Source organism: Undibacterium sp. Dicai25W, assembly GCF_049340505.1.
Taxonomy (GTDB): domain Bacteria; phylum Pseudomonadota; class Gammaproteobacteria; order Burkholderiales; family Burkholderiaceae_D; genus Undibacterium; species Undibacterium jejuense.
The window spans coordinates 1-13,660 of record NZ_JBMPOQ010000002.1; the positions used below are offsets into that span (position 1 = coordinate 1).

At 45.4% G+C, this 13,660-nt stretch carries 11 protein-coding genes; 9 read left to right on the plus strand and 2 right to left on the minus strand.

All coding sequences use genetic code 11. The features are described from left to right. Positions 1-805: 805 nt before the first annotated feature. From ACO0KY_RS03120 to ACO0KY_RS03145, 6 genes are all read left to right on the plus strand, one after another. Positions 806-2,206, plus strand: coding sequence for a hypothetical protein (locus ACO0KY_RS03120; RefSeq protein WP_423044168.1), 1,401 nt, complete (start codon positions 806-808; stop codon positions 2,204-2,206). 264 nt (positions 2,207-2,470) lie between these two features. Continuing rightward, positions 2,471-5,380 carry an HD domain-containing phosphohydrolase gene (locus ACO0KY_RS03125; RefSeq protein WP_423044170.1) on the plus strand — a complete coding sequence of 970 codons (2,910 nt, stop codon included), beginning with the start codon at positions 2,471-2,473 and terminating at the stop codon, positions 5,378-5,380. A gap of 321 nt (positions 5,381-5,701) precedes the next feature. Continuing rightward, positions 5,702-7,006, plus strand: a complete 1,305-nt coding sequence (locus ACO0KY_RS03130) for an alpha/beta hydrolase family protein (protein WP_423044172.1) — start codon at positions 5,702-5,704, stop codon at positions 7,004-7,006. A gap of 139 nt (positions 7,007-7,145) precedes the next feature. Next, on the plus strand, positions 7,146-7,568 hold the full coding sequence (locus ACO0KY_RS03135) for a hypothetical protein (protein WP_423044174.1): 423 nt from the start codon (positions 7,146-7,148) through the stop codon (positions 7,566-7,568). Continuing rightward, positions 7,459-8,025 carry an HD-GYP domain-containing protein gene (locus ACO0KY_RS03140; RefSeq protein WP_423044176.1) on the plus strand — a complete coding sequence of 189 codons (567 nt, stop codon included), beginning with the start codon at positions 7,459-7,461 and terminating at the stop codon, positions 8,023-8,025. The genes ACO0KY_RS03135 and ACO0KY_RS03140 overlap by 110 nt, the downstream gene beginning before the upstream one ends. Positions 8,026-8,093: 68 nt before the next feature. Further along, positions 8,094-8,894, plus strand: coding sequence for a YdcF family protein (locus ACO0KY_RS03145; RefSeq protein WP_423044178.1), 801 nt, complete (start codon positions 8,094-8,096; stop codon positions 8,892-8,894). Here ACO0KY_RS03145 and ACO0KY_RS03150 read toward each other — a convergent pair. Next, positions 8,859-9,125 (minus strand): DUF1127 domain-containing protein, encoded by a 267-nt coding sequence (locus ACO0KY_RS03150; protein WP_423044180.1) that lies wholly within the window; start codon positions 9,123-9,125, stop codon positions 8,859-8,861. The two genes, ACO0KY_RS03145 and ACO0KY_RS03150, sit on opposite strands and share 36 nt — an antisense overlap. Positions 9,126-9,236: 111 nt before the next feature. Between ACO0KY_RS03150 and ACO0KY_RS03155 the strand changes: the two genes are divergently transcribed. Next, the gene (locus ACO0KY_RS03155; RefSeq protein WP_423044182.1) at positions 9,237-10,127 is read left to right on the plus strand and encodes a LysR family transcriptional regulator; all 891 of its coding nucleotides are present in this window, start codon (positions 9,237-9,239) and stop codon (positions 10,125-10,127) included. Positions 10,128-10,161: 34 nt separating this feature from the next. Beyond that, complete coding sequence (locus ACO0KY_RS03160) at positions 10,162-10,875, plus strand: hypothetical protein (protein WP_423044184.1); 714 nt, start codon at positions 10,162-10,164, stop codon at positions 10,873-10,875. Positions 10,876-10,918: 43 nt separating this feature from the next. On the opposite strand, the gene ACO0KY_RS03165 is transcribed toward ACO0KY_RS03160, so the two are convergent. Continuing rightward, positions 10,919-12,322 (minus strand): aspartate kinase, encoded by a 1,404-nt coding sequence (locus ACO0KY_RS03165; RefSeq protein ID WP_423044186.1) that lies wholly within the window; start codon positions 12,320-12,322, stop codon positions 10,919-10,921. Between the two features lie 356 nt (positions 12,323-12,678). Here ACO0KY_RS03165 and ppk2 point away from each other — a divergent pair, with 356 nt between their 5' ends. After that, positions 12,679-13,599: a polyphosphate kinase 2 gene (gene ppk2, locus ACO0KY_RS03170; RefSeq protein WP_423044188.1), complete on the plus strand. Its 921-nt coding sequence runs from the start codon at positions 12,679-12,681 to the stop codon at positions 13,597-13,599. Positions 13,600-13,660: the final 61 nt, after the last annotated feature.

Consider the following 13,660-nt stretch of genomic DNA (forward strand, 5'->3'; position numbering starts at 1 on the left):
CTCATGTTGATATATCGACGGCCAAGGTCATATGATCCATGCCTCGATCTTCCTCGTATCTATACGTTTAATTGCACGTCACGATTGTCTAAATTATGAATCGAGAGCTTACCTATTGAATAAAAAATAGTGCGGATCAGTTTTTGACAGAAGATCAATACCGCGCAACCAGGTTTAATTTAACAACGTTAATTGGTAGTTCTTATGACACCACAATTCGCCTCAAAAACTAATCTATTTTTTTGCCTTTCAACACTTGCTATTTTCATTTTATTTAGCATGCTCGCCTCGCAACATATCAAAATTAATACGCTGATCAAAAGGCTACAACAGTTACCAGACCAGAACGATATTGATGAATTAAAAATGTCAATTCTTGAACACAAATTTCAAACGATTGCTGATTTTGATGAGTTACACAGAACGATACGCAACGAAACAAATTTCAATCAAGAGATGTTACCAACTAACAACTAACCGAGGTAGATTATTGTCGAAATCGGATAAGGTAAAAAGCGATCTCAAACATCGATCATTCATAAAAATTTCATAGAGTAATTTAACCACGTAAAGGTAAATGGACGAGCCAAAATTTTGCTTGCGTCAGTCTTTTTCATTTCACTATCACTGGGCTGTTTTGTAAATTGGCATTTCTAAGTATGTAGCTTGTTGCGCAATCTCAATCGATAACAACCATTATTCTCACAAGGGATACTTAGAACATGAAAAATCATCAATTCGCACTTAGTGCCATCATGCTTGCCTGCCTCGTCGCTTGCGGTGGTGGTGGCTCATCATCTGGTCAGTGAATTTTAACGGTCCGGTCAAACACAAGCCCGTCAACGATCTGACCCGTCTGGTTTTACGTCACATGTATGGCAGCGTTACATCGGTTTCGACGACCACCAATACAATGGTGATAGAACGAGATACAGGCACTTTATCTACGAGTGGTGGCGGGAATACTTTCAGCGCTGTCGATACGGGTAAGGCATTGACTATCAATGTAGACACGACCAACGGTACTTTGTTCTACGATCTGGACAACAAGACAAACAACGGCACGATCAAAGATTTCAGCAACGCAGCAGTGGTCGCTGCACTACAAAAAACTGGCGAATATGTTCGCGTTGCTGCGCGTTACCAACAAGATGGCACGTTTGTCGCGACTCGTATTTTTGCTTCGACGAACTTCAATAAGATTTTTATCAGCCCAGAGGGTTACGTCATACATGCTGATCAGACCACTGGTGCAACGATGGTGTTAGATAACGCAGACGGGAAGCCGATTACTGTAGCAATTGACCCAACGACGCAATTCTTCTTCCGCACCCCGAATACCTCATCGGATGCGGCACCAATTGGTACCGGACCGAGCTTCCTGACCAGCGGTTCGTTGGTGCGAGGATTTAAAGTCAAAATCACGCCAGTAGATGTAACGGCGTCGACAATGCACGCTGCAACCGTTGATATTGAGACAGCACCATACCAAGGCAAAGTAACAAACGCGAACAGCACCAACTTTAGCTTGACGTCGACATTCCCGACACCGACGGATAATTACAAAGGCGTGGCTTTAAGCTATATCAGTGCAACGACACCGAACGGCGTTGATCCATTGAACCCCAAAACAACAATTGCTGGTTTCAAATACTGGAATTACGCTTATCCAACCATTGTTACCTATACATCCGGTTCGACGAATGCGATTACGAATTTTATCGGAACCACAGGTGCCATTAATTTTGGAAGCACAGGAACAAATCCCCCCATTACCTATAACCCAATATTGCTGACATACGCTACGTGGGCTGCCAGCACCAGCAATCCTGGTACTGGTGGTTGGACTGTTCCATATGCGATATTCATGCCACAAACTATTCCAAATACGACTGTCGCAACGCCGCTAGTAGCTGCCTCAGGCACAAACAATAGCTATACCTTTGCGACTAATGCAAAAGGCGGATCTAATGCTGTCACGGTCAACGTAAATGCAACAGCCGGTTCCGCAGCCTTAGTGTACCAAGTTGATCGTACTGGAGATGTCGTCACAGTCAGCCCTATCGATATCACCACCACAGCCGGATTGACCGCATTGACGAATGGCGTATCCAAAGCAGGAACAGCAGTACAAGTCAGTGGAGTACCGAAATCGGATGGTACTTACAACGCTTACCTGATCAAGTACTACACCGCAGCAAAATAATTTCAATATCCGCTTTGAAAGCCGTTTAGCGTAAGTTAAATGGCTTTTTTCTTCATAGCCGCCTCCTGCAACACAGTGATGTTGCAATTTTGCATCTATGCCATCCTCTGATCCAGCGTTTCTTTCCACCCTGCCAAAGGCAAGATTGCTCATTCGTGACTTTGTACAATTCATTTACAAAAAAATATAACAAAATTTTATTATTTTGTTTTTTGTGCAATATACTTTCTGATCAGAATGAATCTGACCATGAAAGGATAAGCAATGCAAGCGTCTAAAAAGTGGCCGTTTCACATTTATCTTTCTTATAGCTTAACCGGTTTAATTTTTGCCTTTACTCTTGCAATCGGTGTCGTTCAATTTAATAAAATGGGCGAGATTATCCTGCATGAGGCTAATAGCAATTACGAACATACTGGCAAGCAAGTTGCCAACAGTATTCAAGCAATTTATACGCCCGCTAAAAATCAAACGGAAATTCTGGCGCAATCAATGCCGATACCCGGTGATCAACTTGATGACAGACTGGAGCACATTGCTTACCTGGCGAAAGCCGTTGCCAGTATTCCCTCTGCGACCTCAGCGTTTATTGGATACGTTGATGGCGAGTTTTTTCTTCTGAGAAAATACCAACAAAACTCAGTCTCTTCTTCACTTTTTCATGTACCAGCCGACACTGCCTGGGTGGTTCAAAGTACCAGTTTAAAACACAAAAAATTGGTCGAACACGTCATTAGTTTTAACAAACTACTAGAAGAAACCAGCCGTAAAAAAATTACACGCCGAAAGTTTGATCCGCGCGAGACGCTCTGGTACAAGTCAGCCATCAATGCTCCAGACCATGTGAATGTCACCAAGCCCTATTACTTCTTCACCAATCATCAAATCGGCGTTACCTATTCACAAAAAATTGCAGACGCAGACGCAGTAATAGGTATCGACATTGAATTGCCTACCATTTTACAGACGCTGGAAAACAATAAATTAACACCATCTAGCAAAATCGCCCTGATCGATGAAAATGCACAGATTCTGGCCCTGCAATATGGCGACAAAATGCCGTTTCGCCCCCAAATCATTACCGACAAAGATGGCACGCATCACATGCCAAGATTGATGGAACAAGATGTTCCTGTGTTAAATACTGTACTTAAACTGAAATCTGCCAAAGGGGCCCTAAGCGAATCTATCGATATCGACGGAGAAAACTGGGCTACTTACAAACAAAATATCGACATCCCTGGTGGCAGACCATTGACTTTACTAATTGCCAGCCCGCACCAGGAATTACTGGCGGATATTATTGCCATGAAAAAGCAAAGCATGCTTTTTTTTGGTGTGCTATTCCTAATGGCTATCCTGATCACCTTTTTGCTTTCTAAACGAATCTCCAGGCCGATGGTGCAACTGGCTCAAGAAGCCCAAAAAATTGCCCATTTTGATTTCCAAAGTCCGGTCAACATCAAATCGCACATCAAAGAGATTTCTGATCTGGCGACATCCATGTCGGGAATGAAGGCTACGATACAATCATTTTTAGACATTGCCAGCAATCTTACCGGCGAGACCAACTTCAATAACTTGCTTGCGACCGTATTAAGGGAGCTATCCGAAATCACGATTGCAGATACGGCGATTTTGTATTTATATGATCCCCAAAAATCTTCACTTGAATCGGTACAAGTTTATATGGATCATCATGTCGTCAACGTTGAACAACAAATCATCCCGACGACAGCTTCTCATCCCGTTGCTCTGGTGTGCCATCAGACGTCATCAGTGACACGCCTCGGGGTGGAAGCATTGCACGAGTACTTTGGTGGCATCGCCGAGTACCAACACGAATGCACTCTGATTGCCATTCCATTGCGCGACAGAAAAAATCAATTAGTCGGCGCTATTGCACTCTTAATCAATGCTAGCAGCATCGATGTTGGGCGTCAGGCGATGGCAGTCGCCGTTTCCGGCACCGCTGCTATCGCGATAGAAAATCAGCGCCTGATACAAGAACAAAAGGCATTACTTGAGGCCTTTATTCAATTGCTTGCGGGTGCCATTGACGCCAAGAGCCCTTACACAGGAGGCCATTGCCAGCGTGTTCCTATGCTCACCAAGAGCCTGGCGCAAGCTGCCTGCAATGAAAATACAGCTGCATTTGCCGACTTTCGTCTTAGCGAAGCGGAATGGGAAGAATTACACGTTGCCGCCTGGCTGCACGATTGCGGTAAAGTTACGACACCCGAGTACATCGTCGATAAGGCCACCAAACTAGAAACCTTATATGATCGTATTCACGAAGTTCGCATGCGTTTCGAAGTCATTAAGCGCGATGTACACATCAATTTTTGGAAGGCTGTGGCAGAAGGTGGTAATCCAGACGAGCTGAAGAGACAGCGCGATCAGACGCTATCCGACATCGATGCCGAATTTGTCTTTATCGCAGAATGCAATGAAGGCGGCGAATTTATGAGCGAAGAAAAAATGGCACGCATCGATCAAATTGCAGAAAGACAATGGGAGCGTACTTTATCTGATCGTATCGGCATCTCTTACAACGAAAGAGAAAGAAAAAATCGTACTCCTGAAACAGCACTACCGGTAATGGAAAAAGTGCTGGACGACAAAGCTGAACATATTTTCATTCGTGAGGAACATGACCAGATAGACGTCGATAATCCGTGGGGATTCAATATCAAGGTACCGGAACATTTGTACAACCGCGGTGAAATTTACAACCTAAAAGTGAAGCGTGGCACGCTGTCCGAAGAGGAGCGCTACAAAATTAACGAGCATATTGTGCAGACAATTATGATGTTAAAGCAGTTGCCGTTTCCACGTCATTTGAGCCGAGTGCCAGAAATTGCAGGTGGTCATCATGAAAAAATGGATGGTACGGGCTATCCTAAAGGCCTGCACGGTCACGAAATGGACGTCAAAGAAAAGATCATGGCGATTGCCGATATTTTTGAAGCCCTGACTGCATCAGATCGCCCCTATAAAAAAGGAAAAACCTTATCCGAAGCGCTCAATATCATGAGTTTCATGAAAAAAGATAAGCATATCGATAGCGATCTATTTGCCTTGTTCTTGCGATCCGGGGTATATCTCGAATACGCCTATATGTTTATGCAGCCGGAGCAAATTGATGAAGTTGATATTCATGCTTATATGTAGAGATATATGTGAAATAAGCCTGACGACAGCAGACTTTATTCATTCTGAGCCAAGTCTGACAATCACGAGAAAAGAAGCCGTTCATGATGAACGGCTTCTTTATCTGCATGTTATTCCACCTATCAAATTAACGTGACTTCTTTATGACCAAATACCACCTATCGATAAAATACATCACTTAGTACAAATTATCCGTCAAAACGCGCTAAATGCTTTTCAAGCAAAGCAATTCCACCTAGAGTCACGCATTGGTTTTTTCTGCCCGCCGCCGAAATTTTTATAAGCACAAACAAAATGACTCCGTTCCTTAAACGCATTGCCGTGTCTCTCATTACCTTCGTGCTGTGCAATCAGACCTGCACAGTATTAGCACAAGAAAATCGCATTGACACCATACGTCCTGATGCGCCAGAACTCGCTCACTATGGTACCTATCAGACAGGTGTAAAGACGCTGCACTTTACCCATGAAAATCAATTGGATATTGTGAAAGCGAAAGCTGGTGAAAAGATTCCCGTCTACAACCGACCGCTGACTGTTGAAATATGGTATCCAGCCAGTTTAAATGCTGATCAAAAAGCAGGAAGCACGCCATTACATGCGATGACACGCGATGGGATCACTGAAGTAACTCTTTGGGGACAAGCAGTACGCGATGCACGAGCAAACAGTACAGACGGACCATATCCTTTGCTGATCGTTTCACATGGCTATCCGGGCAACCGTTTTTTGTTGAGTCATTTGGCTGAAAATCTGGCGAGCAAAGGCTATGTCGTTGCATCGATTGATCACACGGACAGTACTTATCAGGACCAGTCTAGTTTTGGTAGTACCTTGATGAATCGCTCCTTAGACCAGTTATTCGTCTTAAACCAAATGGAGAAATTAAATAAGGAAACGACCCATGGTTTGAAAGGCATGGTCAATGTCAATATCACTGGCGTAATCGGTTACTCGATGGGCGCCTATGGTGTCGTTAATACCGTCGGCGGTGGTGTTAGTGAAGCCGCAGTGAAGTCACCAATTGGTGTACCAGATAGTGCATTGGAGATACGCCAATCAGGAAATGCTAACTATCTCGCCAGCATAGACAAACGCATCAAAGCAGCAGTCGCTTTTGCCCCTTGGGGTTGGAATATGGGAGTATGGGACAAGCAAGGATTAGCTGGCATCCATACCCCGATATTTTATATTGCAGGTAGTGCGGACGATGTCTCTGGCTACGGGCCAGGTGTCAGAAATATTTACGAGAATACGGTCAATGCACCACGCTACTTACTGACATTTGAAAACGCAAATCATAATGCAGGCGCACCAATTCCGGCGCCCAAAGAAACCTGGAAGTATTCAGAAAAATTACATTTTATTCCAGCAGAACATTACCTCGATGCGATCTGGGACAACGTTCGTATGAATAATATTTCTCAGCACTTTGTGACTGCATTTTTGGATAAATATTTGAAAAATGATGTCCGCAAAGATGCTTATCTTAACGTCATAGAAAATGCTCAAGATGGCAAATGGTCGGTCGCAAAAGATGGCAGCTACAATACTGACCACACTTATTGGAAGGGTTTCCCAGCTCGCACCGCAATCGGCCTTCGACTGGAACACCAACAACCCTGACACGTTGCATGTAACTAAGTAGGTGAATACACAAGGCTGCGGCGAGAAAACATCAGCTGGTGACGTCTCACCTTACCAAATAAAGGTTTAGGCAGCCAACAAATTAGAGATGCTATATGACCGCATTCATGAAGTGCGCATGCGTTTTGAAGTAATTAAGCGAGATGTAGAAATTGATTACTGGAAGGCGATCGCGGAAGGTGGCGATCCTGAAAAACTGCGGCAACAGCGCGATCAGGCAATCACTGCAATCGATGACGATTTTGCTTTCGTCATTGATTGCAATGTTGGTGGTGAGTTTATGAGTGAAGAGAAAATTGAACGTCTTGACAATATTGCAGAAAGAAAATGGCAAAGTAGTTTATCTGACCGCATCGGCATTTCTTCATTGAAGAAGGAAAGAAAAGATCAGACACCAGAGCCTCTGTTACCTGTCATGGAGAAACTATTAGATGACAAGCCAGAACATATTTTCATCCGCGAAGAACAGGACAAAATTGCCCCGGATAATCCATGGGGTTTTAATATCAAAGTACCGGAACATCTATATACATTTATATAACCGCGGTGAACTTTATAATCTCAGGGTAAAACGTGGCACTCTTTCGGAAGAAGAACGCTATAAGATTAATGAACATCTGGTGCAGACGATCAAGATGTTGACGCAATTGCCGTTTCCACGTCACTTAAGTCGCGTGCCAGAAATCGCAGGTGGCCATCATGAAAAACTCGATGGCACGGGCTACCCCAAAGGTCTGCATGACAAAGATATGCAAGCACCGGAAAAAATGATGGCAATTGCCGATATTTTTGAAGCCTTGACGGCATCCGATCGTCCGTACAAAAAAGGAAAAACCTTATCAGAAGCGCTCAAAATTATGAACTTCATGAAGCAAGATCAGCATATTGATGCTGATCTGTTTGCGGTATTCTTGCGTTCTGGCGTTTATCTTGAATACGCACATCAGTATTTGTCTCCGGAGCAAATTGATGAGGCCGATATCCATGCATATATATAAATTGCAGCGTCTGGAATAATCCTCCAAATGCTACGATAACGTCTTTCGTTTTGAAATATAAAAAACCCATGTTAAATACTTCACCATATAAAAAACCTCTCGTATTTTTATGCTTTTTGGTGGGCGTAACACTGACGATTGACTCCACTATTCTTATGACGCGACACAACTTTGGATTTGGTGTGACCTTTCCGTTTTGTGTCGGCATAGGTTTATTAAGTATTGCGTGGCGGTGGCAAAGATTGCATGCGTGGTTAAATCAAAAAAAACACAGGCTACTATTGTGGCGGCTGTTTTGGGCGGGAGCGGTAATCTGGCTATCCACCGTAGCGGCTTTTTTCTATTTCATTCAGGCTGGGCACGATATCGACATTCAAACAATTCGTCAGCCCGTACGAACGATTTTAGTGTTGGGCGGAGGCACCAGAGACTGCCTTCCAAGACCCACTCTGGCTGAACGTTTGGATTTGGCTTTTGAATGGGCACAACGCTTGCCTGACACCAAACTCGTTGTCAGCGGCGGCCAGGATCCGGGTGAACAATGCACCGAAGCACAAGTCATGGCTAACTATCTGCATCAGCGCGGATTACCAGAGAATCGCCTGTTGCAAGAGGGCATGAGTACGAACACATTTGAAAACCTGGCCTTCAGCAAACAAATCATGTCTGAACACGGCATCAGTACTACCGATGGATTGCTCATCATCACCAGCGATTTTCATAGCGTACGTTCGCGGCAGATTGCACTCAAGGCTGGATTCAACAATCTTGCCAGTGCGGGTGCTGAGACACCTTTGAGCGTGCGCTATAACAGTTGGTTGCGCGAATATTTTTCATTTGTTCGTGGTTGGATAGTCGGAGATTATTAATGGTGCGCTCTGTCGCAATAACCCGGTGTCTGCGTGATTGCTGCGCTGACACTGCCGTTCCCGAAAGCCTGGAATTTCACTGCGCCCTATTCCCAGATCTCTGAGTTCCAACTCACTCATCTTAGACAACTCTGACAACTCTCCTTGAGACGGCGAATACACTTTGTCCCATATCCTTTGCAAACGATCAGCAAAGCGACTGATGACAACTTGTATGAGAGATACTTGCATGATGAGCTCCTTAATAGGATAACCGCAATTAACGTTGAAGAGCTCACATCATGCAACTTGCGGTACAATCAGTAAAATGACATTTTATGATCACATCTATCAGGAAAACTGATGAGAGAACTCAGCCTCGACCAACTCAAGACACTGATTTGCATCATTGATCTCGGGACTTTTTCAGCGGCTGCGCAGGCTTTACACTTGTCGCAGCCAACGGTCAGCCTGCACATCAATGAACTGGAAAGTCGTTTTCAGACACCGTTACTGGTACGCGGCGGCAAGCGAGTACTTGCGACACCTGCCGGGGCTTGTCTGGCTGACAGCGGCAGGCGTTTATTGCGTGATGCCGATGAAGCGGTGGCAGCAGTCGAGCGCCAGGTTGCTGGTATTACTGGCAGGGTCAGGCTCGGTGCATCAAGCGGCATCCTGGTTCATCAACTACCGCAAGTGATGGAAACGCTGGAAAAGACCTATCAAAAAATCGATATTGAGGTCAATATTCTGGGCTCTTCCGACACCATGAATGGCTTACAACAGGGAAGCCTGGATATAGGTATCGTCGCCATGCCGCAAACACCAGCGAAAGACATCGTCATTACACACTGGCGTACCGATCCCATGATGGCGTATTTACCACTGCGCTGGAAAGCACCGAAATTCGTGACGCCAGAATGGTTAGCTCAGCAGCCGCTGATATTTAATGAACCAAGCACCCATATGTATCAACTGACGATGGCGTGGTTTGCGCAAGCAGGATTTTCTCCGCGAGCAAAGATCGAACTCAACTATACCGAAGCGATGAAGAGTCTGGTTGCTGCCGCCTACGGTGCTGCGATACTACCGTTTGAACATCCAGAATTATCTGAAGTCCGACCGCAAATCCAATTGCGCCCTTTACGTCCTGCTTTACCGCGCCACATTGGAATTGCTCATAGACCAATTGCTACGCTAGACGGTGCGAGTAAAAATTTTCTGAATGTCTTAGAGATGTTTAAGCAAAAATAGGCATCCTTAAATATTGTCGATAGAAAGTGCCAGCATGAAACGCGATAAAGCCCATACCACCAGAATCATTGATCACATTAGTTACCGCCTTACCTGCGTCTTTATCATTCCGCTGATTAGCTTGCTTTTCATCGCCGGTAACGCCAGTGCACAAGCAACATCAAATCAAACACAGCAGCCATGTTGTGGCGTGATTACTCCGGCGGGAAAACACATGTTGCAAACATTGGACAGCATGGATGTTGAACATTTATGGCTTGCACACCAACATGTGAATTGGGAAACGGGTATTGCCGATCGTGACGCAGACTATGAGGGACCAGGCAAAGCCACGCATTGCAGTGCGTTTGCTGCCGCAGTAGGAAAACGTGTTGGAGTGTATTTACTCAGACCACCTGAACATAGTCAGATTTTATTGGCAAACGCGCAAACCGCGTGGTTATCAAGCCGGGCGGCAACGAAGGACGGTTGGATCAGATTGGACGATGCCAAAGCAGCGCAAAACCAAGCTAACCTTGGTGAACTGGTGGTGATTGTTTATCAAAGTCCTAATCCCAAAAAACCGGGTCATATTGCGATTGTCCGTCCGTCTTTAAAGACACAATCGCAACTTGATCAGGATGGCCCACAAGTCACACAAGCCGGAACGTATAACCGCAACGATTGGGATGCACGCCATGCTTTTCAGGGTCATGCAGGTGCATGGCCTGACGGCGTGCAATACTTCAGTCACAGCATCAGGCCTTAGCTTGTGCCGCATAAATAGCGGCATTTCAAGACAACTTCAACATCTATTTGCCAAAAAACTCTTCATGCACCAGTCTTAATGCAAGCTTGCGATCCTCTTGTTGGACCAGCATATAAGCTGCAACTTCACTAGCGCCTGCAGCGGCAAGCGTCACGCGAGCACCTCCGGCCAATGCCGCTGACAGCGCCCGACTGGCAATCGCGCTACCCACATCGGATGCATCAAGTACGCCGTCCCCAACGACAGCAACGATCGCCACCGCATCGTTACGACTCACCTCAACCACACCAGCCAAATGGTGTTCGCTCAAAGCTTCATACGCAGCATCCAAATGATCACGTGCCAGTAAAATATTGATCGCAGTTTGCGCTGTCAAGACGCTCTTAATATTGATGCCATGTTGATCCAGCGTATTGGTTACTTGCGCCAGAATGCCAGATTTAAAACCGACACCAGGACCGTGCAATTTCAGTATCGCCACATCCTCGGTAGAGCTGACGCTTTTGACCACATCACTGGTTACTTTGCGTTGTCCATCAATGATCGTATAAGGTTTCAAGCCACGTTCCGGACGAGTGATATTTAAAATCCGGATAGGAATCTCGCGGTCAAACAGCGGCTCTACAGTACGTGGATGTAAAATTTTCGCCCCGAAATACGACAATTCCGCCGCTTCCAGATAATTTAATTGAGAAATCGAACGTGGCGCGCTGACCGTACCTGGATCCGCACTTAAGAAGCCATCCACGTCTTTCCAGACATCCAACGATTCGGCACCGATACAGGCAGCAATCGAGGCCGCTGAATAGTCCGAACCACCACGACCAAACAAAGTAGTTTTGCCATTTTTATCAACGCCGTAAAAACCCGGCACCACGTACACAACATCATCGGCCAATGCTTGTGATACTGGCGTAGTGCTCGCTTCAAAATCGCAAGCAGAATTACCGAACACGCCATCAGTCACCAGACCGATATCTTCCGGTAAAGCTTCACGCGCAGCGATACCGCGGCTCAATAGTACTTCTGTCAGCAACAAGCTCGATAAACGTTCGCCATAACTCAGAATCGCGTCATTCACAAACGTCGGCACATCGCCTATGCAATGAATGCCAGTCAGGTAACGATCTAATTGATCGAGTCTCTCACCTAATGCTTTTTCGGTTCTATCGCGATGGGCGACATCGCTGATATTCGCTTCCAGAATCTCGCGTTTCAACGCGCGCAAAGTCTGGGTGTAATTTTGACTTTCAGCCAATGCAGCTTTAGTACCAGCACCCTCTTTTGCTGCTTGAACGCAGTCGATTAAGGCGTTGGTAATGCCATAAAATGCCGACACCACCAATACCAGTGGTCGTTGATACGCTTGTACCACGTTGACGACTCGATCAATATCCTGTGGCTGACGTAAATTTGATCCGCCAAATTTTACAACGATTTTTTTCATGCCCGATTCCAAATAAGTGTTGCAGTGTTCGATTGCATTGCCAATAAGCAGGACGAGTACAAGCCACGCCGCGCTGACATTTGATGGGTCTTGGCGGGTTGCCCCCACCCTACCTGTCGATCCCAGCCACTAGGGTACTGCCACCTGAGGTATGGGTCAATCAAACTGGCGCAAACAAAGTCTCATCCTTCATCATTTTTGGTTCGCGTGGCAATTCGTTAAGCAAGAACAGACAAGACACAGATGTGCATTTATTTCCGATCGGAAATGGCATTTTGATCTATGTCATAGATGAGTCACATCGACTGCTTATAGTTGAAAGATTATTGTTATTTTATCCTTTAGGTGATTCTGTGATGCTTAACACCCAAATCAGCAACCAAGAACTCAGCGAACATATCCGTCGTGATTTACTCGACGGCTACGATGAAGAGTTTGAACTCGAAATTGAAGATCGTCACTATGAAAACGGCGCAGAGGCAATTGCATTAAGCGATTTTGAAAAAGAACAACGCCGCTTGTACTTCCGTGAGTTATTCCGGTTGCAAGCAGAGCTGGTCAAATTGCAAGATTGGGTGGTCGCCACTAAACATAAGGTTGTGATCTTATTTGAAGGACGCGATGCCGCTGGCAAAGGGGGCGTCATAAAACGCATCACCCAACGTTTGAATCCACGCGTTTGTCGGGTCGCGGCATTGCCAGCACCAAATGATCGTGAACGCACACAATGGTACTTTCAACGTTATGTATCGCATTTACCAGCTGGTGGCGAAATCGTTTTGTTTGATCGTAGCTGGTATAACCGTGCTGGCGTAGAGAAGGTGATGGGATTTTGTACTGACGATCAATATGAAGAATTTTTCCGGACCACGCCAGAATTTGAACGCATGTTGGTCAGCTCCGGCATTCAACTGATCAAATACTGGTTCTCCATTTCCGACGAAGAGCAACGAGCGCGTTTTTTGGGACGTATTCACGATCCGCTGAAACAATGGAAATTAAGTCCTATGGATCTCGAGTCTCGTCGCCGCTGGGAAGATTACACCAAGGCCAAAGAGATCATGCTTGAGCGTACACATATCCCTGAGGCACCATGGTGGGTTGTCGAAGCCGATGATAAGAAAAAAGCTCGCCTTAATTGCATCCATCATCTGCTAAATCAGATGCCCTATCAGGAAGTGCCCCATCCTACAATTGAATTGCCGCAGCGTGAAAGACATGAGGATTATCTGCGCAATCCGGTTCCACCAGAAATTATCGTTCCCAAAGTGTATTGATCAAACTCTGCACAATCCTAAATTTATTTAGTTTGCTGTACCAAATATTGCTTTAATTTGA